Annotated in this window: 17 protein-coding genes; 10 read left to right on the top strand and 7 right to left on the bottom strand. The window is 71.0% G+C overall.

Going from position 1 to position 20,953, the window contains the following annotated elements; translation table 11 throughout:
* Positions 1 to 53 precede the first annotated feature (53 nt).
* The gene (locus tag RWH45_RS04405; RefSeq protein ID WP_315993675.1) at positions 54 to 1,451 is read right to left on the bottom strand and encodes a DUF6421 family protein; all 1,398 of its coding nucleotides are present in this window, start codon (positions 1,449 to 1,451) and stop codon (positions 54 to 56) included.
* Between the two features lie 108 nt (positions 1,452 to 1,559).
* Between RWH45_RS04405 and RWH45_RS04400 the strand changes: the two genes are divergently transcribed.
* The 3 genes from RWH45_RS04400 to RWH45_RS04390 all read left to right on the top strand — a co-directional run bounded on the left by RWH45_RS04400 (position 1,560) and on the right by RWH45_RS04390 (position 4,019).
* Complete coding sequence (locus RWH45_RS04400) at positions 1,560 to 2,048, top strand: Lrp/AsnC family transcriptional regulator (RefSeq protein WP_315993674.1); 489 nt, start codon at positions 1,560 to 1,562, stop codon at positions 2,046 to 2,048.
* Between the two features lie 86 nt (positions 2,049 to 2,134).
* On the top strand, positions 2,135 to 3,322 hold the full coding sequence (locus tag RWH45_RS04395) for a sensor histidine kinase (RefSeq protein WP_315993673.1): 1,188 nt from the start codon (positions 2,135 to 2,137) through the stop codon (positions 3,320 to 3,322).
* A 46-nt stretch (positions 3,323 to 3,368) separates the two neighbouring features.
* Positions 3,369 to 4,019: a response regulator gene (locus RWH45_RS04390; protein ID WP_315993672.1), complete on the top strand. Its 651-nt coding sequence runs from the start codon at positions 3,369 to 3,371 to the stop codon at positions 4,017 to 4,019.
* 9 nt (positions 4,020 to 4,028) lie between these two features.
* Here the strand turns inward: RWH45_RS04390 and RWH45_RS04385 are convergent, their stop codons facing one another.
* Both RWH45_RS04385 and RWH45_RS04380 read right to left on the bottom strand, forming a co-directional pair.
* Positions 4,029 to 4,538 (bottom strand): GNAT family N-acetyltransferase, encoded by a 510-nt coding sequence (locus tag RWH45_RS04385; protein ID WP_315993671.1) that lies wholly within the window; start codon positions 4,536 to 4,538, stop codon positions 4,029 to 4,031.
* Positions 4,535 to 5,044 carry a hypothetical protein gene (locus tag RWH45_RS04380; protein ID WP_315993670.1) on the bottom strand — a complete coding sequence of 170 codons (510 nt, stop codon included), beginning with the start codon at positions 5,042 to 5,044 and terminating at the stop codon, positions 4,535 to 4,537. Before RWH45_RS04380 ends, RWH45_RS04385 begins: the two co-directional genes overlap by 4 nt.
* Positions 5,045 to 5,183: 139 nt before the next feature.
* Here RWH45_RS04380 and RWH45_RS04375 point away from each other — a divergent pair, with 139 nt between their 5' ends.
* Positions 5,184 to 5,804: a 2-phosphosulfolactate phosphatase gene (locus RWH45_RS04375; protein ID WP_315993669.1), complete on the top strand. Its 621-nt coding sequence runs from the start codon at positions 5,184 to 5,186 to the stop codon at positions 5,802 to 5,804.
* 142 nt (positions 5,805 to 5,946) lie between these two features.
* Here RWH45_RS04375 and RWH45_RS04370 read toward each other — a convergent pair whose 3' ends face one another.
* The 3 genes from RWH45_RS04370 to RWH45_RS04360 all read right to left on the bottom strand — a co-directional run bounded on the left by RWH45_RS04370 (position 5,947) and on the right by RWH45_RS04360 (position 7,970).
* A complete protein-coding gene (locus tag RWH45_RS04370) occupies positions 5,947 to 6,435 on the bottom strand; it encodes a SprT-like domain-containing protein (protein WP_315993668.1) in 489 nt (162 codons plus the stop codon).
* Positions 6,436 to 6,465: 30 nt separating this feature from the next.
* On the bottom strand, positions 6,466 to 6,993 hold the full coding sequence (locus RWH45_RS04365; protein WP_315993667.1) for a hypothetical protein: 528 nt from the start codon (positions 6,991 to 6,993) through the stop codon (positions 6,466 to 6,468).
* A gap of 110 nt (positions 6,994 to 7,103) precedes the next feature.
* On the bottom strand, positions 7,104 to 7,970 hold the full coding sequence (locus RWH45_RS04360) for a spermidine synthase (RefSeq protein WP_315993666.1): 867 nt from the start codon (positions 7,968 to 7,970) through the stop codon (positions 7,104 to 7,106).
* Between the two features lie 235 nt (positions 7,971 to 8,205).
* Here RWH45_RS04360 and pxpA point away from each other — a divergent pair, with 235 nt between their 5' ends.
* The 5 genes from pxpA to RWH45_RS04335 all read left to right on the top strand — a co-directional run bounded on the left by pxpA (position 8,206) and on the right by RWH45_RS04335 (position 19,104).
* Positions 8,206 to 8,958: a 5-oxoprolinase subunit PxpA gene (gene pxpA, locus RWH45_RS04355; protein WP_315993665.1), complete on the top strand. Its 753-nt coding sequence runs from the start codon at positions 8,206 to 8,208 to the stop codon at positions 8,956 to 8,958.
* Positions 8,952 to 10,550: a 5-oxoprolinase subunit B/C family protein gene (locus tag RWH45_RS04350; protein WP_315993664.1), complete on the top strand. Its 1,599-nt coding sequence runs from the start codon at positions 8,952 to 8,954 to the stop codon at positions 10,548 to 10,550. The genes pxpA and RWH45_RS04350 overlap by 7 nt, the downstream gene beginning before the upstream one ends.
* 273 nt (positions 10,551 to 10,823) lie before the next feature.
* Positions 10,824 to 14,321: a DNA-directed RNA polymerase subunit beta gene (gene rpoB, locus RWH45_RS04345; protein ID WP_315993663.1), complete on the top strand. Its 3,498-nt coding sequence runs from the start codon at positions 10,824 to 10,826 to the stop codon at positions 14,319 to 14,321.
* Positions 14,322 to 14,377: 56 nt separating this feature from the next.
* On the top strand, positions 14,378 to 18,253 hold the full coding sequence (rpoC, locus tag RWH45_RS04340; protein ID WP_315993662.1) for a DNA-directed RNA polymerase subunit beta': 3,876 nt from the start codon (positions 14,378 to 14,380) through the stop codon (positions 18,251 to 18,253).
* A gap of 251 nt (positions 18,254 to 18,504) precedes the next feature.
* Positions 18,505 to 19,104, top strand: coding sequence for a hypothetical protein (locus RWH45_RS04335; protein WP_315993661.1), 600 nt, complete (start codon positions 18,505 to 18,507; stop codon positions 19,102 to 19,104).
* A gap of 18 nt (positions 19,105 to 19,122) precedes the next feature.
* Here RWH45_RS04335 and RWH45_RS04330 read toward each other — a convergent pair whose 3' ends face one another.
* Entirely contained in the window at positions 19,123 to 19,707 is a 585-nt protein-coding gene (locus RWH45_RS04330) for a hypothetical protein (protein WP_315993660.1), read from the bottom strand.
* A 118-nt stretch (positions 19,708 to 19,825) separates the two neighbouring features.
* Between RWH45_RS04330 and RWH45_RS04325 the strand changes: the two genes are divergently transcribed.
* The gene (locus RWH45_RS04325) at positions 19,826 to 20,944 is read left to right on the top strand and encodes an ABC transporter (RefSeq protein WP_315993659.1); all 1,119 of its coding nucleotides are present in this window, start codon (positions 19,826 to 19,828) and stop codon (positions 20,942 to 20,944) included.
* The last annotated feature ends 9 nt before the right edge of the window (positions 20,945 to 20,953 follow it).

Below are 20,953 nucleotides of genomic sequence, written 5' to 3'. Positions count from 1 at the left end.
CGCTCGTGAGTGCGGCCGCGGCGCCGCGGCGCGCCCGGAGCCGGGCCGCGGCGTCAGTCCGTCCCGCGGATGCCCTCCGTGGAGGCGATCACCGGGCGCATCTTCTTCTCCAGCGCCTCGAAGAACATCGACAGGGGGAACTCGTCGTCGAGCACCGCGTCGGTGTACCCCTTGGGCAGGCCCGCGAGCACGTCGTCGGGGAGGCCTCGCGCCCATACCGAGGCGGGGTGCGGGGTCACGACGGCGCGCACGAGGTCGTACGCGGCGAGCCAGTGCGCCGTCTTCGGTCGGTCGATCGAGCGCCAGTAGAGCTCGTCGATCGCGTCGGCCAGGGCCACGACCGCGGCCGGCACCTCGTCCCAGTCGAACGCGAGCGACGTGTCGGTCCAGTGCAGCACGCGACGCTGGTGGAGCCACGCGAAGAGAAGCTGCCCGCCCAGTCCGTCGTAGTTGCGCACGCGCGACCCGGTGATGGCGAAGCGGAAGATGCGATCGAAGATGACGGCGTACTGCACGAGCTCGGCGTGCTCGAGCATCGCGCGCTCCGCCTCGTCGAGGTCGTCGCGCGCCGAGAGGCGGGCCTGCAGCGACACGCACTCGCGGAAGGCGGTGAGATCGCAGCGCAGTTCCTCCAGCGAGTAGAGGAAGAACGGCATCCGCTGCTTGATCATGAACGGGTCGAAGGGCAGGTCGCCGCGCATGTGCGTGCGGTCGTGGATGATGTCCCACATCACGAACGTCTGCTCGGTCAGCGCCTGGTCGTCGAGCATGCGCGCGGCGGCCTCGGGCAGGTCGAGCTTCGTGATCTCCGCGGCGGCGCGCGTCACCCGGCGGTACCGCGCGGCCTCGCGGTCCTGGAAGATCGCGCCCCAGGTGAAGGTCGGGATCTCACGCATCGCGACCGTCTCGGGGAAGAGCACGGCGGAGTTCGTGTCGTAGCCCGCGGTGAAGTCGATGAGGCGCAGCGAGACGAACAGGCGGTTGGTGTACTCCGTCTCCAGGCGGGCGATGAACTCGGGCCAGATCGCCTCGACCAGCACCGCCTCGACGTGACGCGAGCTCGAGCCGTTCTGCGTGTACATGGGGAACACGACGAGGTGACGGATGCCGTCGACCCGGTGCTCCTGGGGCTGGAACGCCACGAGGGAGTCGAGGAAGTCGGGCGTCCCGAGCCCCTCGGCCTTCCATCGACGGAAGTCGGCGACGGAGGCGGAGAGGTAGGCGGCGTCGTGCGGGAACAGCGGCGCGAGGGCGTCGATCGCTTCGACGACGTCGTCGATGAGGGGCCCCGCGGCGGCGGTGTCGTCGATCGAGCCGTCCTTCGCCTGCAGCGTCTGCAGTGCTGTCGCGGCGGCCTTGAGCCGGGTCCAGGCGGGGGTGTGCTCGACCGCGTCGACGGTGCGACCGCCGAGCAGATCCTGGTCAGCACGGATGGGTGTCGCGGTGGTCATGGCATCCTCCGATCGGGACTGTAAATATTCCTGCTAAAACGTTATGCTAACGGAAAACTTACGGCACGCACCAGGGTGCCGTTCGGGTGCACTGCTACTGTCGAGCGCATGACCGAGGTCCCCGCGCGCGCCCCCCGCCTCGACGACGCGGTGGACGCGGCGATCGTCCGCGAGATCTCGATCGATGCTCGTGCGACGCTCTCGCACCTGTCCGAGCGCGTCGGCCTCTCGGTCTCCGCCGTGCAGTCGCGTCTGCGCCGCCTCGAGGCCCGGGGCATCGTGCAGGGGTATCGTCCGATCCTCGACGCCGAGGCCCTGGGTCGTCCGCTCGCGGCCTTCGTCGAGATCACCCCGCTCGACCCCGCCCAGCCCGACAACGCCCCCGAGCTGCTCGCTCACCTGAGCGCGATCGAGGCCTGCCACTCGATCGCGGGCGAGGCGGCGTACATGCTCTTCGTGCGGGTCCCGACGCCGCGCGATCTCGAGGCGCTGATCCGCGACATCCGTGCCGCCGCACAGGTCAACACGCGCACGACCGTCGTGCTGCAGACCTTCTTCGAAGCGCGCCCGATCGAGCCCGCCGACTTCCCCGGCTGACGCCGCCCCGGTGTCCTCCTTCCGAGGCTCCCGGATACATCCCCAGGCGGATGCCGCGCCCGGCGTCGCCGCGTAGCGTGAGGACGATGCTCACCCTCCGCCCGCTGCAGCGCTATCAACTGGTCACCGACCTCGGTGTCGCCGGGGTCTTCGGGCTGCTCGCCCTTGCTGTCGAGCTGGCGGGCACCTCGAGCGGGGCGCTGGCCCCTCTCGCCGTCGTCGGGGAGAACGTCGGCGCGGTCCTCGTCGCCCTCGCCCTCACCGCTGCGCTGGCGATGCGCCGCCTGCAGCCCGGACTCGCCCTCGTGCTGGCCTGGGCGGGGGCGTTCCTGCAGATGGGCTTCGGACGTCAGCCGTCGCCCACCGACCTCGCCATCTTCGCCGTGCTCTACACGACCGCCGCGTACGGCAGCAGGCGGGTCTTCTGGTGGGGGTTCGCCTCGGGCATCGCGGGGGCGGCGATCGTCCCCCTCTACCTCGTGGGTCGGGGCTTGTCGGCGCCGCTCACGATCAACGACTGGTTCGCCGTGGGCGCCCTGCTGCTGGCATCCGGGTTCGCGCTCATGCTCGCGTGGGTGTCGGGCGCCCTGGTGCGCACGGCCGTGCGCGCCGCAGCGAACAGCCGGGCGCAGCGCGCCGCCGAGGCCGAGACGATCGCCGAGCAGCAGCGCGTGCGCATCGCCCGCGACATGCACGACGTGGTCGCGCACTCGCTCGCGGTGGTCATCGCGCAGGCCGACGGCGCACGGTACGCGGCCGCCGCCGATCCCGCGGCGGCCTCCGACGCCCTCGCGACGATCTCGTCGACCGCGCGGGCGGCCCTCACCGACGTGCGTGTGCTCCTCAGTCAGCTGCGCCACAGCCAGGGAGAGGGCCCCCAGCCGACTCTCGCCGACCTCGATCAGCTCTTCGACCGGGTGCGTGCGGCAGGTGTCGAGCTCGATGTCCGTGTCGACCCGGTCCCGCCCGGCGAACCGCCCGCCGCGATCCAGCTGGCGGTCTTCCGCATCATGCAGGAGGCCCTCACCAACGCGCTCCGCCACGGCGTCGATCCCCGCGTGCGCGTCCGTCTCGGGTGGTTCGCCGACCGCGTCGAGCTGTCGGTCCGCAACGCCCGCTCCACGTCTGCTGCCGTCGGCGTGCCCGCTGCCGGCGGCCACGGGCTCATCGGGATGCGCGAGCGCGCACAGCTCGTCGGCGGTCGGCTGACGGCCGAGCCCGAGTACGGCGAATTCGTCGTCCAGGCCACTCTTCCGATCGGCTCCCCGCAGTGAGCGGACGGATGCCGAGAACCCATCCCCGCACGAGAGGCTCCCTCGCATGACCGCCCCCGTCCGCATCGTCCTCGTCGACGATCAGGCCCTGTTCCGCGCCGGCATCCGCATGGTGATCGACTCGCAACCCGACCTCGAGGTGGTGGGAGAAGCCTCCGACGGACGGGAGGGGATCGAGGTCGTGCGGGCGACGCGCCCCGACCTCGTGCTGATGGACGTGCGCATGCCCGTGATGGACGGCCTGACGGCGACGGCCGAGATCCTGCGCGAGCCCGACGCACCCCGCGTGGTCGTGCTCACGACGTTCGATCTCGACGAGGCGGCCGCTCGGGCGATCCAGCGCGGCGCGAGCGGATTCCTGCTGAAGGACGCCGAGCCGGAGTTCCTGCTCTCGGCGGTGCGGACCGTGCACGCCGGCTCCGCCGTCATCGCGGCGGAGGCCACCCGTGAACTCTTCGCCCACATCGCCGACGGCGCCGGTGCCGAGCCGGTCCCCGAGGCCTTCGGCGCGTTGACCGAGCGCGAGCAGGAGATCTTCGCGCTCGCCGCCACGGGGCTCAGCAACGCCGAGATCGCCGAGCGCGAGTTCCTGTCGGAGGCGACCGTGAAGACCCACATCAGCCGCATCCTGACCAAGCTCGCGGTGCGCGACCGCGTGCAACTCGTGGTTTTCGCCTACCGGCACGGGCTCGTCTGAGGCCGGCTCTCACCTCGTCAGGCGCAGCTCCGTCAGCGACCCGCCCCATCGCTCGTCGGCCCGGGCGGCACCGTCGGGCGCGAAGCCGTGCTTGGCGTAGAACGCGAGGGCGCGCTCGTTGTCCGACAGCACCCAAAGACTGGCGGCGCCGGTCCCGACGGCTGCCTGCAGCAGCGCCGCCCCCGCGCCCGTGCCGTAGTGGCTCGCGAGCACGTACAGGGCGTACAGCTCCGACTCCGACCGCGGGCGATCGGCGTCGCGCGTCGGCCCGCCCGAGGCGAAGCCGATCACGCGGTCGTCGACGACGGCCACCCAGGCGTCCCCGAGGCGCTCGGCTCCCGGGGGTGTCTCCCCGCGCAGCCGCGCCGCCCACCGCCATTCCGAGAGCTCGACGTCGAGCTGTTCGACGAGCGCGCCGGGCACTTGCGCGGTGCGTGCCTCGCGCCAGCTCTGCACGTGCACGTGGGCGATGCACCGGCTGTCGCCGGGCGTCGCCGCGCGCACGTGCACGTCGCTCATCCCTCGGCGTTCGGCTCGTCTTCGGGGTCGTGCGCCCAGGTCGGGGCGAGCGCTCGGATCCGGGCGGCGCGCCACTGCCACGTCGCCCACAGCCCGGGCCACAGCGCGGGGGCCGTCGCGCCGCCGATGGTGAGGCGTTCCCGCCACAGGGTCTTCCCCGGCTCACCGGGGGCGGCGGAGACCGCCATCTGGTGGTCCCACACGTCGAGGGTCGAGAGCGGTCCGGTCAACGGAACGCCCCAGTCGCGGAACACGCGGACGCGACCGTGCGCGTCGCTGGTCTCCCGATCCGCCACCGAGATGAGCTGGCGCCCGACGGGTACGACACCGGCCACGCTCATCTGCACGGGCACGTCGTCACCGGATTCGAAGGTGGGGGGCATCTGGGTCAGCCCGTCCACGGTGAGAAGGGGTCCGTACAGCTCCGCGACCGCGCGCGGGGAGTGCAGGGCGCGCCACGCGGCGTCGGGGTCGCAGTCGATCACGAACTTCAGCAGGATCCGCATGTTCAGATGGTGCCCGATCCGCCTGGGGGTGAGCGATGGGTTGACGGCCGCGCCGTGACGAACCGCCCCCCGCCGCGGCATCCGTCATCAGCGGGGAGGACCGGCGGGCGCGACGTCCTCGTCGTTCTAGCATCGAGGGATGCCGATCGACCCCGCCCTGTCGCAGTCCGACTACCAGGTGCGCCTGGAATGGGGCCTCGGTGGGCTCCGCCGTCTCGCCCCCGCCCACGTCGTGGTGATCGTGCAGCCTCTCGGCCTGACCGCCCACGCCCTCGCCGCCGTCGAGAACGCCGCCGGCCTCGACGTGTCGGCGGACGACGACGAGGTGGCCGCGCTCGCCCGGGCGGCGCACGAGACGGGCGCCCACGTGGTCGCGGCAGGTCTGCGCAACGCGGCGGCGGTGGCGGCGCACGTGCTCGAGGTGCAGCGCTCCCGCGGCGAGCGCACCAGCATCTCGATCCTCGCCGCCGGGTCGACTGACGATCAGGGTGTGCGCTTCGCCGTCGAGGACCTTCTCGGTGCGGGCGCCGTGATCGCCGCCCTCGGCGACCTCGGCATCGACCACGCCTCGCCCGACGCCGCCGTCGCCGGCGAGGGTTTCCGTGCCCTGGGCGGGGCGGTGCGCCACCTGCTCACGGCGAGCGGCGGGGGACGCGCGCTCGCCGCCGACGGGGGTCGCGACGCCGTGCTCGCCGCGGCCGCGCGCGACGCGGCATCCGTGGTCCCGGTGCTGCGCGACGGGGTCTTCGTCGGCGCGTGAGCCCCGAGGCCCGGGCGTCAGCCCGCGAACGACTTTCGAGGCCGAAGTGTTGTCAGCGCGGGCCGGGACGGATGACGCGACGACATCATCGGGCCCGCCCCTCGCGGACGGCCGCGGGCCCGGCGACACCCGCCGCAGGCCATCACCGCGGAGTGGCGGCAGCGCGACGTTCGGCGCGCGTGATGTCGCGGTGCACCCACGACAGCGCGAAGCGCGGGTCGAACGACGGAGCGCATTTCGCGCAGGACGTCGGCCGCGTCGCGCGTCGGTGACGATAGGCGACGTGCCCGGCGGGGCAGGTGCCCACCCACGGGGCGAGCTCGTTCGCCGTCTCTCCGGCGTGGGTCGTGCCGCCGACGTAGCCGAGCTCGAGCGCCGTGCGCTTCCAGCGCGGCCCGTGGCCGGCCGAGGGCCCCGCGAGCGCGTGCGCGACCTCGTGCAGGAGCGTCTGATGGTTGGTGTCGTCGTCGTATCGGGCGGCCAGATACCGCGAGACGCTGATGCGCTTGCGGCTGTAGTCGCACAGCCCCGCGCGTCGCTTGGCGTTGTCGAACGCGAACGTCCACGACGCGTCGAGGTGCAGGGTGATCAGCGCCTCGGCCCACGTGCGTACGCGCTGCAGATCGGACATGACCGGAAGATTAGGCGTGGCCTACGACATTCAGCTCGCGACGACCTCGCGCGTGCGTCGACGGTCGGCTGCGTCGATCGCCAGCAGCGTGGACTCGAGCTGCGCGTCGGTGGCTCCGGCGTTCTGACGGAGGAAGAGCGCCTGCTTGAAGTCGCGACGGGCGCCCTCGTAGTCGCCCTCGTCGTAGTGCACCTTGCCGCGGTGCTGCAGCGCGAAGGCGGCGATGCTCGCCCAGCCCTGTCCCTCAGCCTCTTCGGCGCACATGGTGAGCTCCTGCTCGGCGGCGGCGTAGGCGCCCCGGCACTGCATGATCGTGGCGTGCAGGATGCGCGCGCGCAGCAGATCGCGGCGGGTCCCGGCCATGCGGGCCACGCGCACGGACTGCTCCGAGACGGCCAAGGCCTCGTCGAACCGGTCGAGCACCTTCAGCAGCCACACCCGCTCGAGGAGGGCATGCAGACTGCGCTGCGACCCGATCTCGTCGAGACGCTCCTGGCACTCGCGGGAGTCGGTGATCTCACGCAACGTGTCGGGGTCGTACCCGTGGATGTAGCTCACCGTCGCTCCTCTCGGTCGGGCAGGAGTTCCAGTCTGCGCCGACCTCGTGCCGACACCGCACGCGCCACGCGGTCGAGGGACGAAAGCCCCTTGCCCGACATCCGGCGACGTCAGCGTTCGAAGATGGATGCCGAGGGCTTCGGCGACGGCGTCGCGTCGGCATCCGTGGCGGGACGCGACCCGCGCATGAACTCGACGATCTCGCCGCCCTGGGCCACCTTCGCGGGGTGGGGTCCCGCCGCCATCAGGCGCGGCAGCCACTCGACGGGAAGGGGCGCGGCGGAGGCGGCGACCACGAGGTTGCCGAACCGGCGACCCTTGAGCACCTGCACCTCGGCGAGCACGATGACCTCGGGGAGGACCTCGCGGATGGTTGCGACCTGCCGACGGGCGAAGGCCAGGCCGGGTCCGTCCGAGACGTTGACCAGGAGGACACCGTCGGGTGCCAGGAGACGGGATGCCGCGCGGTAGAACTCCACCGTGGTGAGGTGGGCCGGGGTCTGTGCACCCGAGTACACGTCGCTGACGAGCAGGTCGACGGCCCCGTCCAGGCCCGCGGGCAGCCGACCGAGTCCCTCTCGCGCGTCGCCGATGCGCACGCGCACCGAGGCGCCGCGAGGAAGGGGCAGGTTCTCGCGCACGAGGTCCCACAGCGCGGGCTCGAGTTCGATCACCTGCTGACGCGACCCCGGCCGCGTGGCCTCCACGTAGCGGGGGAGCGTGAGGGCACCCGCGCCCAGGTGCACGGCGGTGAGGGGCTGGCCCGGCATCCGGAGCCGGTCGATGACGGCGCCCATCCGCGCGACGTACTCGAAGTGCAGGTGCGTCGGGTCGTCGAGGTCGACGTGCGACTGCGGGGTGCCGTCGACGACGAGCTCCCAGCCCGAGACGAACCCCGAAGGAGAGACGCGTGCGAGCGACCCGTCCGACAGTCGAGCCGTCGGGGCGTCGTCGGGTTCGATGCGCATGCGGGCCATGCGTTCACGCTACCGGCCCGCCCCTCGCCCGCGGGGCGGCCGCCGGGCGGGGCGTCGACCGGGCCGGGCGGCGGTGAGGGGGCTCGGGCGGCGGCGAGGCCCGACCGGGCGTCGGGAACGGGGGATCCGTCGAGGACAGGATGCCGCGGGCTCCGAGCGTCCTGTTCTCGGGGCATCCCGTGTTCCGGTGAGGGGCGCGGCACCGCCCCAGCCCCCCCGCCGCTACCGTGGCAGCATGCAGGTGGACCTCAACGCCGACCTCGGCGAGACGGTCGGCGGGATGCCGACCGCCGACGACGAGGCGATGTTCGCCGTGGTGTCGAGCGCCAACGTCGCCTGCGGCGCGCACGCGGGCGACGCCGCCTCGATGCGGGCCTCCGTCGAGCGGGCCCGCCGCTTCGGCGTCGCCGTCGGAGCGCACCCCTCGTACGACGACCGCGACAACTTCGGCCGCGTGCGCCGCGACCCCGCCCCTGCCGACCTTCGCGCGAGCATCGCGGCGCAGCTCGACGCGCTCGCCGCGGCGGGTGCCGAGCTGCGCTACGTCAAACCCCACGGCGCGCTGTACCACGCGGTGATCGACGACGCGGGGCAGGCGGCCGCGGTCGTCGCCGCCGTCGCCGACCACTCCGCCCGCCTCGGTCGGCCCCTGCCCGTGCTCGGTCTGTCGGGGGCGATCGCCGAGGCTGCGGTATCCGCGGGACTTCCTTTCGTGCGCGAGGCCTTTCTCGACCGCGGTTACACCCGCGACGGCGCGCTCGTCCCGCGCGGGACCCCGGGAGCCCTGCTCGACGACCCCGCCCGGGTGGCGGAGCGCGCGCTGCGGCTGGTGCGCGAGGGAGTGGTCGACGCCGTCGACGGCACCTCCCTCCCGGTCGACGCGGCCTCCCTCTGCCTGCACGGCGACAGCCCCGCCGCGGTCGAGATGGCGCGGGCGGTGCGCATCGCTCTCGACGACGCCGGTGTCGCGGTGCGCGCTCCGTGGTGACGTCCTCGGGGGATGCCGATCGCGCGGCATCCGTCACCCTGCGGCCCATGGGGGAGCGGGCCGTGTTGGCCGAGGTCGCCGACCTCGCCGGTGTCGTGGCCCTGCACGCGGCCCTCGCCGTCGCGCCGCCCGCGGGCGTGGAGGAGCTGGTCCCGGCCGCGCGCACCGTCCTCGTCGCGTTCGACCCGCGCCGCATCGGTCGCGCGGCGGTCGAGGAGTGGATCCGCCGCGCCGCCCTCTCGCCCGCCGGAGCCGCGCCGCCCGGCCCTCTCGTCGAGGTGCGGGTGCGCTACGACGGCGCCGATCTCGACGAGACCGCCGCGCTGCTGGGCATCCCCGCGGGCGATCTCGTGGCCCGGCACGCGGGGGTGGAATGGACGGTGGCCTTCACGGGCTTCGCCCCGGGGTTCGCCTACCTCGTCAGCGACGAGTGGCGCCACGACGTGCCGCGCCTGGCGCAGCCGCGCACCCGCGTGCCGGCCGGGGCCGTGGGGATCGCGGGCGCCTTCAGCGGGGCCTATCCGCGTGAGACCCCGGGAGGCTGGCGGCTGATCGGTTCGACCGACGCGGTGCTCTTCGATCCGGATGCCGCCACGCCGGTGCTGCTGCCCCCGCGAGCGCGCGTGCGTTTCGTCCCGGAGCGCGAGCGCGTCGCCGCCGGACCCCTCGCCGCGCCGCCGCCTCCGGAGGCGGCGACGGGCTCAGCCCCCTCCGCAGCTGTCGCGACCGCCGACGCCCGCCCCGCCCTCCGCGTCCTCCACCCCGGCGCGTTCACCACCGTGCAGGACCTCGGCCGCGCCGGTCGCGCCGCCCTCGGTGTCGCGCGCTCGGGGGCCCTCGATCGGCGGGCGCTGCGCGTGGCCAACCGCCTGGTCGGCAACGACGAGGCGGCCGCCGGTCTCGAGATCGCCCTCGGCGGCTTCGTCGCCCGCGCCGAGCGCGACGCGTGGGTGTGCGTGACCGGAGCCCTGGTCGACGTCGTCGTCGACGGCCGCGCGGTGGACGCCTACGCGCCCCAGTTCGTTCCCGTCGGGGCCGAGGTGCGCCTCGGGTCCGCTCGTGCGGGGCTGCGGGCCTACCTCGCCGTCCGCGGGGGGATCGCCGCCCCGGCCGCTCTGGGCTCGCGAGCGCGCGACGTGCTGGCGGGGCTCGGCCCCGCTCCCGTGCACGCGGGCGATGTGCTGCATGCCGGGTCCGCGGCATCCGCCGTTCCCGTGGTCGACGCCTTCCCCTGGACGGTTCCTCCCTCGCTGCACGAGGTCGCCGTCGCGGAGGGTCCCCGTTCCGACTGGTTCGCGGCCGACGCATGGGCGACGCTTCTCGACACCCCCTGGAGCGTCTCGAGCGACGTGGATCGCGTCGGCGTCCGTCTCGACGGCCCCGCCCTCGACCGCGGTCGACACGACGAGCTGCCCAGCGAAGGGATGCGTCCGGGGGCGATCCAGGTGCCTCCGCACGGCCGCCCCGTCGTCCTGCTGGCCGATGGCCCCGTCACCGGTGGTTATCCCGTGATCGCCGTGGTGACGGATGCCGCGTTGGATGCGCTGGCGCAGGTGAGACCGGGCGATCGCGTGCGGTTCCGGCGCGTCTGAGGGCGGGCCCGAGAGGGAATGGGCGACAGGCGCACGCGGTTATACCGCAGGTCCGCAGACGCGTCAAGAATTCGACTGGACACGGCGAGTCCTGCCGCGTATGCTTGGACTTTGCGCTCCTCGATTCCCCCTGCCCTCATATGGTGGTCGGCTGAGCCTGCCCGTCCCCGCCTCACCGCGGTGTGCGACGAGCAGGTTATCGGGGCAGGAACGCACTCCACCTGACGACAAGGAATCACGAGCCCCTCGCCCGGGCTTCTGGAGGTTATTCCCTTGGCTGCTGCGAGCAACGCATCCACCACCACCACCCCGAAGAGCGGACGCGGAGCATCCCGCCTCTCGTTCGCGAAGATCTCCGACAAGCTGACCGTTCCCGATCTGCTCGCGCTGCAGACCGAGTCGTTCGACTGGCTCGTCGGTAACGAGGCCTGGAAGGCGCGCGTCGCCGAGGCCCAGGCCGCCGGTCGCACCGACGTGCCCGAGATCAGCGGTCTGGAGGAGATCTTCGAGGAGATCTCCCCGATCGAAGACCTGAGCGAGACCATGCAGCTCTCGTTCACGAACCCCTACCTCGAGCCCGAGAAGTACTCGATCGAAGAGTGCAAGGAGCGCGGCAAGACCTACGCCGCCCCGCTGTACGTCGAGGCCGAGTTCATGAACCACCAGACCGGTGAGATCAAGACGCAGACGGTCTTCATGGGCGACTTCCCGCTCCAGACCGACAAGGGCACGTTCATCATCAACGGCACCGAGCGTGTCGTCGTGTCGCAGCTCGTCCGCTCGCCCGGTGTCTACTTCGACAAGACGCCCGACAAGACCTCCGACAAGGACATCGTCTCGGCCCGTGTCATCCCCTCGCGCGGTGCCTGGCTCGAGTTCGAGATCGACAAGCGCGACCAGGTCGGCGTGCGCATCGACCGCAAGCGCAAGCAGTCGGTCACCGTCTTCCTCAAGGCCCTCGGCCTGACCAGCGAAGACATCCTCGCCGAGTTCAGCGGCTTCGACTCGATCGAAGAGACGCTGTCGAAGGACACGATCCTCACCAAGGAAGACGCCCTCCGCGACATCTACCGCAAGCTGCGTCCGGGCGAGCAGGTCGCCGCCGAGGCCGCGCGCGCGCTGCTCGACAACTTCTACTTCAACGCCAAGCGCTACGACCTGGCCAAGGTGGGTCGCTACAAGATCAACCAGAAGCTCGGTCTCGACAAGCCGCTGAGCGACTCGGTGCTGACCGTCGACGACATCGTCGCGACCATCAAGTACCTCGTCCGCCTGCACCGCGGTGACGTCACGTTCGACGGCACCCGCAACGGCCAGGCCGCGGAGATCCGCCTCGACACCGACGACATCGACAACTTCGGCAACCGTCGCATCCGCGCCGTCGGCGAGCTCATCCAGAACCAGGTCCGCACCGGTCTGTCGCGCATGGAGCGCGTCGTCCGCGAGCGCATGACCACGCAGGACATCGAGGCGATCACGCCGCAGACCCTGATCAACGTGCGCCCCGTCGTCGCCGCGATCAAGGAGTTCTTCGGAACGTCGCAGCTGTCGCAGTTCATGGACCAGAACAACCCGCTCGCGGGTCTGACCCACAAGCGCCGCCTGTCGGCCCTGGGCCCCGGCGGTCTGTCGCGTGAGCGCGCCGGCGTCGAGGTCCGTGACGTCCACCCCTCGCACTACGGCCGCATGTGCCCCATCGAGACCCCGGAAGGCCCGAACATCGGTCTGATCGGCTCGCTGGCCTCGTTCGCCCGCATCAACGCGTTCGGCTTCATCGAGACGCCGTACCGCCGCGTCGTCGACGGCCGTGTGACCGACACGATCGACTACCTCACCGCCAGCGAGGAGAGCGACCACATCGTCGCCCAGGCCGGTGTGGCCCTGCAGGCCGACGGTCACTTCGTGGAGGACCGCATCCTGGCCCGCCGCGGTCAGGGTGGCGAGGTCGACCTGTTCCCCGTCGACGAGATCGGCTACATGGACGTCTCGCCGCGCCAGATGGTGTCGGTGGCGACCTCGCTCATCCCGTTCCTCGAGCACGACGACGCCAACCGCGCCCTCATGGGTGCGAACATGCAGCGCCAGGCCGTGCCGCTCGTGCGCAGCGAGTCGCCCGTCGTCGGTACCGGTATGGAGGGCTTCGCCGCGATCGACGCCGGTGACGTCGTCACCGCCGACAAGTCGGGTGTCGTCCTGGAGGTCTCGGCCGACGTCGTGACCATCCAGCTCGACGAGGGCGGAACGCAGGACTACTTCCTCCGCAAGTTCGACCGCTCCAACCAGGGCACGTCCTACAACCAGCGCGTGGTCGTCTCCGCGGGTGAGCGCATCGAGGCCGGCGAGGTCATCGCCGACGGTCCCGCGACCGAGAACGGCGAGCTCGCCCTCGGCAAGAACCTCCTCGTGGCGTTCATGACGTGGGAGGGTCACAACTTCGAGGACGCGATCATCCTCAGCCAGGACCTCGTGAAGGACGACACGCTGTCGTCGATCCACATCGAGGAGTACGAGGTCGACGCGCGCGACACCAAGCTCGGCAAGGAGGAGATCACCCGTGACCTCCCCAACGTCAGCCCCGACCTGCTGAAGGACCTCGACGACCGCGGCATCATCCGCATCGGCGCCGAGGTGCGTCCCGGCGACATCCTCGTCGGCAAGGTCACGCCCAAGGGCGAGACCGAGCTCAGCGCCGAGGAGCGCCTGCTCCGCGCGATCTTCAACGAGAAGAGCCGCGAAGTCCGTGACACCTCGCTGAAGGTGCCCCACGGCGAGCAGGGCACGATCATCGCGGTCAAGGAGTTCAACGCCGAAGACGGCGACGACGAGCTCGGCTCGGGCGTCAACCGCCGCGTCGTGGTCTACATCGCCCAGAAGCGCAAGATCACCGAGGGCGACAAGCTCGCCGGCCGCCACGGCAACAAGGGCGTCATCGCCAAGATCCTCCCGATCGAGGACATGCCCTTCCTGCCCGACGGCACGCCGGTCGACATCATCCTCAACCCGCTCGGCATCCCCGGTCGAATGAACTTCGGTCAGGTCCTGGAGCTCCACCTCGGCTGGATCGCCCAGCAGGGCTGGAAGGTCGAGGGCACCCCGGAGTGGGCCGCCCAGCTGCCCGAGTCGGCTCGCGAGGCCGCCCCCGGCACGAAGGTCGCGACCCCGGTGTTCGACGGCGCCTTCGAGGCGGAGATCGCGGGTCTGCTCGACTCGACGATCCCCAACCGCGACGGCGACCGCATGGTCGACTCCTCGGGCAAGACGCTGCTGTTCGACGGCCGCTCCGGCGAGCCGTTCCCGGCGCCCATCTCGGTCGGCTACATGTACATCCTGAAGCTGCACCACCTGGTCGACGACAAGATCCACGCGCGTTCGACGGGTCCCTACTCGATGATCACCCAGCAGCCGCTCGGCGGTAAGGCCCAGTTCGGTGGCCAGCGCTTCGGTGAGATGGAGGTGTGGGCGCTCGAGGCCTACGGTGCCGCGTACGCGCTGCAGGAGCTCCTCACGATCAAGTCCGACGACATCCTCGGCCGCGTCAAGGTGTACGAGGCCATCGTCAAGGGCGAGAACATCCAGGAGCCCGGCATCCCCGAGTCCTTCAAGGTGCTCATGAAGGAGATGCAGTCGCTCTGCCTGAACGTCGAGGTCCTCTCGGCCGACGGCACCGCCGTCAACCTGCGCGACACGGATGACGACGCCTTCCGCGCCGCGGAGGAGCTCGGCATCAACATCTCCAGCCGCTTCGAGTCCTCGTCGATCGACGAGATCTGAGCTTCCAGCTCAGCGACCCAGCTCAGATTTCAGAGAATTCCGACACAGGAGAACCAGTGCTCGAATCAACCACTTTCGATCAGATCCGTATCGGTCTGGCCACCGCCGACGACATCCGTCGTTGGTCCTTCGGTGAGGTCAAGAAGCCCGAGACGATCAACTACCGCACGCTGAAGCCCGAGAAGGACGGCCTCTTCGGCGAGCAGATCTTCGGACCCTCCCGCGACTGGGAGTGCGCCTGCGGCAAGTACAAGCGCGTCCGCTTCAAGGGCATCGTCTGCGAGCGCTGCGGCGTCGAGGTCACCAAGTCCTCGGTCCGCCGTGAGCGCATGGGCCACATCGAGCTCGCCGCGCCCGTCACGCACATCTGGTACTTCAAGGGCGTGCCCTCGCGCCTCGGCTACCTGCTCGACATGGCGCCGAAGGACCTCGAGAAGGTCATCTACTTCGCCGCCTACATGGTCATCTCGGTCGACGAGGATGCTCGTCACCGCGACCTGGCCACGCAGGAGAACAACATCCGTCTCGAGCTGAAGACGCTCGGCGACCGCCGCGACGCCCGCGTCGCCGCTCGCCTCGCCAAGCTCGAGGAGGAGCTCGCCGCTCTCGAGGCGGAGGGTGCCAAGGCCGACCAGAAGAAGAAGGTCAAGGACGCCGCCGAGAAGGACATGACGGCGGCCCGCAAGAACGCGGACGAGCAGATCGCCAAGCTCGAGCGCGTGTGGGAGGACTTCCGCACGCTCGAGGTCGGCGCCCTGAAGCCCGAGGACGACGTGTTCCACGAGCTCCAGGACCGCTTCGGCCAGTACTTCGAGGCCCACATGGGCGCGGAGTCGATCAAGCGTCGCCTGGAGACCTTCGACCTGCAGGCCGAGGCCGACAGCCTTCACCTGCAGATCTCCGAGGGCAAGGGTCAGCGCAAGATCCGCGCGATCAAGCGCCTGAAGGTCGTCAACTCGTTCCTGCAGACCGGCATGTCGCCGGCCTCGATGGTGCTCGACGTCGTCCCGGTGATCCCGCCGGAGCTTCGTCCGATGGTGCAGCTCGACGGTGGCCGCTTCGCGACCTCCGACCTGAACGACCTCTACCGTCGCGTGATCAACCGCAACAACCGCCTCCGTCGCCTGATCGACCTCGGTGCCCCCGAGATCATCGTCAACAACGAGAAGCGCATGCTGCAGGAGGCCGTCGACGCGCTGTTCGACAACGGCCGCCGCGGTCGCCCCGTCACCGGTACCGGCAACCGCGCCCTGAAGTCCCTGAGCGACATGCTCAAGGGAAAGCAGGGTCGCTTCCGCCAGAACCTGCTCGGAAAGCGCGTGGACTACTCGGGCCGTTCCGTCATCATCGTCGGACCCCAGCTCAAGCTCCACCAGTGCGGTCTGCCCAAGCAGATGGCTCTCGAGCTGTTCAAGCCGTTCGTGATCAAGCGCCTGATCGACCTCGGTCACTCGCAGAACATCAAGGCCGCCAAGCGCGCCGTCGAGCGCTACCGTCCCGAGGTCTGGGACGTGCTCGAGGAGATCATCCGCGAGCGCCCCGTGCTGCTGAACCGTGCACCCACCCTGCACCGTCTCGGCATCCAGGCGTTCGAGCCCCAGCTCGTCGAGGGCAAGGCGATCCAGCTGCACCCGCTCGTGTGCGCGGCGTTCAACGCCGACTTCGACGGTGACCAGATGGCCGTTCACCTGCCCCTGTCGGTCGAGGCCCAGGCCGAGGCCCGCGTGCTGATGCTCGCCTCGAACAACATCCTCAAGCCGTCGGATGGCCGCCCGGTGACCCTGCCCTCGCAGGACATGATCATCGGTCTGCACCACCTCACCACCCTCAAGGAGGGTGCTGTCGGCGAGGGCCGTGCGTTCGGTTCGGTGGGCGAGGCGATCCTGGCCAAGGACGAGGGCACCCTCGATCTGCAGGCCAAGGCGCGCATCCGCATCCCCGGACTGACGTTCCTCGAGGGTCAGGCGCCCGAGGGCTACGAGACCCACGGTCTCGTCGACGCCTCGCTCGGCCAGGCGATCTTCAACGACACGCTCCCCAAGGGCTACCCGTTCGTTCGCGAGCAGGCCGACAAGGGCAAGCTGTCGCAGATCGTCAACAAGCTCGCCGAGGAGTACCCCAAGGTGGAGGTCGCTGCGTCGCTCGACCGCATCAAGGACGCCGGTTTCTACTGGGCCACCCGTTCGGGTGTCACCGTGGCGCTGAGCGACATCCTCACCCCGCCGAACAAGGCGGAGATCGTCGCGGGCTACGAGAAGCAGGCCGCGAAGGTCCAGGGCCAGTACGAGAAGGGTCTCACCACCGACGCCGAGCGTCGTCAGGAGCTCATCAAGATCTGGACCGAGGCGACCGACGAGGTCCAGAAGGCGATGCGGGACAACTTCCCCGCCGACAACACCATCAACCGCATGGTCTCGTCGGGCGCCCGTGGTAACTGGCTGCAGATCCGCAACATCGCGGGTATGCGCGGCCTGGTGAACAACCCCAAGGGTGAGATCATCCCGCGTCCGATCATCTCCTCGTACCGCGAGGGTCTGTCGGTCGCCGAGTACTTCATCGCGACGCACGGTGCCCGTAAGGGTCTGGCCGACACGGCCCTCCGTACGGCCGACTCGGGGTACCTGACGCGTCGTCTCGTCGACGTCTCGCAGGATGTCATCATCCGCGAGGAGGACTGCGGCACGTCGAAGGGCCTCGAGCTCCCGATCGCCGCGGCCGACTCGACCGGTTCGCTGGTCAAGGACGCCAACGTCGAGAACTCGGTGTTCGCCCGCACGCTCGCCACGGCGGTCGTCGACGCGCAGGGCACCGTGCTGGCCGAGGCCGGCGACGACGTGGGCGACGTGCTCATCGACAAGCTGGTCGCCGGTGGCGTCGAGACGATCAAGGTCCGCTCCGTGCTGACCTGCGACTCGGCCGTCGGTGTCTGCGCGAAGTGCTACGGCCGTTCGCTCGCGACCGGAAAGATCGTCGACATCGGCGAGGCCGTCGGCATCATCGCGGCCCAGTCGATCGGTGAGCCCGGTACCCAGCTGACGATGCGTACCTTCCACACCGGTGGTTCCGCGTCGGCGGACGACATCACGCAGGGTCTGCCCCGCGTGCAGGAGCTGTTCGAGGCGCGTACCCCCAAGGGTGCGTCCCCGATCGCCGAGGCCGACGGTCGCATCACGATCGACGAGACCGACAAGGCCAAGAAGGTCATCCTCACGCCCGACAACGGCGACGAGCCGGTGGTCTACCCCGTCCTGAAGCGCGCGACGCTCCTGGTCGAGGACGGCCAGCACGTCTCGGTGGGTGAGCCCCTCCAGGTCGGAACGCTCGACCCCAAGGAGGTCATGCGCGTGCAGGGTGCCCGCGAGGTGCAGAAGTACCTCGTCAACGGCGTCCAGGGCGTGTACCGCTCGCAGGGTGTGCCGATCCACGACAAGCACATCGAGGTCATCGTCCGACAGATGCTCCGCAAGGTCACCGTCGTCGACCACGGCGACACCGACCTGCTGCCCGGTGAGATGGTGGACTTCAAGCGCTACCAGACCATCAACCGCGAGACGGTCGGCGAGGGCAAGCGCCCCGCGTCGGGTCGTCCCGAGCTGATGGGTATCACCAAGGCGTCGCTGGCGACCGAGTCGTGGCTGTCGGCCGCGTCGTTCCAGGAGACCACCCGCGTCCTGACGCAGGCGGCCATGGAGGGCAAGAGCGACCCGCTCGTCGGCCTCAAGGAGAACGTCATCATCGGAAAGCTCATCCCCGCCGGAACCGGTCTTGCGAAGTACCGCAACGTCACGGTCGAGGCGACGGAAGAGGCGAAGAGCGAGCGGTACCCCAACCGCATCTTCGCGTCCGACGGTGCGTACTCCGACGCCGACCTGAGCTACGTCGACTTCGACAGCTTCTCGACGGACGACTTCACGCCCGGCACCTACAACTGATCGCGGGGTGGAGCCGCTCGCCGGCTCCACCCTGATCGACGGATGCCACGCCTCGACGCGGCATCCCGATCACCTCGAAGGCCCCCGGCTCGCGCCGGGGGCCTTCGTCGTGCGTGCGGAGCGTCTCGCGTGGACGGCGCCGGTGTCGCGTCGTGCCGGCGGTGTGTCGCGCGGGTGCCGGGACCGGGACGCGGCGTGTCGAGGGGAGGGTGCGCCGGGGGTGTGCGCCTACCGTGGATGCGGAGGAACCCATGGCCCGAATCGGTGGACGCAGCCTGTGGTTGGCATGGCCGGCCGGCATCTTCTGCGCCGCGGCCGTGGCGGCGCTGGGGATCCTCGCCGCGCCCGGCATCCCGACCGCCGTGAGCTTCGTGGGCGACACCCTGCGCGCGACGACCGATACGCCGACGGCCACCGCGGCCCCTGCCGCGGAGCCCGCGGGCGACTGCCGCCACCTCTACTCTCAGCCCCTGTGGTCGTCCCTGGTGTGGTCGCCCGAGGCGTTGCTGTGGCAGCGCCGCACCGCCCCGCTCTCGACCCCCGAGGCGGTGGCGGCCGCGAGTCCCACCGTCGTCGTCACCTGCCACTGGCGCGGCGTCGACGGGCGTTTCGTGGAGACGACCGTCTCGACGGTCACGCCCGAGGGGGCGGCCGCGGCGCAGGCGACGCTCGCCGCGCAGGGATTCGGCTGCGCGGCCGACGGCGATGTCACGCACTGCGAACGCGCGACCGGCGACGTCCTCGAGGTCCACGACCTGCGCGGGGATCGCTGGGTCTCGTCGACCCTCACGGGCTGGATGCCGGACGCGTACGCCGCGACCGTGGCATCCCACGCGTTCTTCGGGGAGTGAGCGCAGGCCGTCGCGCGATCAGCCGAACACCGAGGAGATGATGCTCGCGGTGTAGCCGGTCGGGGCGAGGTTGGAGTACTGGGTGTCGACCAGCACGTCGTCGCGCCAGAAGAGGGTGCGACCGTCGTTGACGGGGTAGGTGTCGTTGATCCAGGTCTTCTCGCAGCGGGTGCCCTCATCGGGCGTGTAGCAGCTGAAGCCCTGGGTGGTCACCAGGTCGTTGAGCATGTCGAGGGCGGGGCCGCGGTCCACGCGCGAGATGGTCGTCATCAGACTCGTGGTGTCGGCGGCGGGGTCGCGCCAGATGCAGATCAGCGATCCGTCCGACTGCACGCCGGACGGCCCCAGCGAGGGGTCGTTGAGCGGCACCGTCCCGAGCTGCGAGAGGACGTCGGCGGAGAGCATCGCGCGGCAGTCCGCGGGGATGCGCACGGCCGTCGCGGTCTGCGTGATGGTGGGGATCGGGGTGGGACTGGTCGAGACGACCGGCGCCGACTCCTGCGGAGACGCCTCGTCGGCCGAGGGCGCGCACGCCGTCGTGCCGAGCGCGGCCGCGCCGACGATCGCGGCGACGAGGGCCGTGCGAGTCAGGCGACCGGGCATGCGTTCAGCCTAGGCGTCTCATCGGACTCAGGCGAGACGCACATCCACGGCACGCCTTCCGGGCGACACGCCGGGCGCGGGTTAGCCTTGCGGCGCAAGCACCGCGTGAGGAGACCCCATGAGCGACCACCAGCCGCACGGCGACCCCGTCGCTGAGCCCACGAACTCGTACGGAGACCCCGTCGCCGAGCCCCGTGACGACGCGCACGACGTGGTCGGGCGCGCCCACGAGGGCCTCGCCGACGCCGAGGCCGCGCAGCGCGACGCCGTCGACAGCGACGCGGCCCAGGCCGCCTGGGACGAGCGCGAGGCACACGAGCGCGACGAGGCCGCCGCACGGCGCGACGCCCGGAGCGAGCACACGGCTCCGGTCGTGCACGATGCGTCTCCCGTCGAGCCCCAGGCCTCCGCCGCCGCCGGGCGCACGTCATCCGTCGATCTGGACGACGAGGACGCACGCTGGGCCGCCTACGCCGCGTCGGCCGAACCCGAGCACGACGCGCCCACCGCACGATACGCGACCGCCGAGACCGAGGCGCCCCGTCACGACGACGCGCCGACGACGGTCGCACCGGCCGTCGCCGCGGGGGTCGCAGGGACCGCCGCGGGCGCGTCCGCCACGACCGCGACGCCCGTCGCCGACGAGCCCACCCGTGCCGTCGGGGCACCGCAGCCCATCTTCGTGCAGGCTCCCGAGGCGCCGCGTCCGCGCGGCAACCGCGGCGCCGCCGGCGCGATCGGCCTGCTCGCCGCCGTCGTCTTCGCGGTGCTCTACCTCGCGGCGACGCTCGGCCTCGGCCTGCTGACCGGCGCCTTCGGCGTCTCGGAGCTCGGAGGCGAGGCGCTGGCGGCGCTCGCCACCGCGGGCCTGTGGGTGCCGACCGTGGCGTTCTTCCTCGGCTTCTGGTTCCTGGGCGCCCTCATCAACCGGGGTCGCTGGGGTCACTGGGTGGTGTGGGGTCTGGTCGTCGGCGTCATCGCCTGGGCGGGGCACCTGCTGGGCGTGCTGTTCGCCGCCCCCTTCTGGCGCATCACCTCGAGCGAGTCGCTCGACCTGCTGCAGAACAACGTCCTCGCGCCGCTGGCGATCGTGGCCTTCGTGCTGGGGCGCGAGCTCACCATCTGGTTCGGCGCCTGGGTCTCGGCACGGGGTCGCCGCGTGACCGAGATCAACACCGAAGCGCAGCGCGAGTACGAGCGCACGCTCGAGGCCGGTCCTCAGCTCTCGCAGCGCTGAGATCGACAC

Origin of the sequence: Microbacterium galbum (assembly GCF_032464915.1) — a bacterium.
Taxonomy (GTDB): domain Bacteria; phylum Actinomycetota; class Actinomycetes; order Actinomycetales; family Microbacteriaceae; genus Microbacterium; species Microbacterium galbum.
Note: the sequence above shows the minus strand (reverse complement) of the source record. Positions and strands in the feature narration are given on the sequence as shown.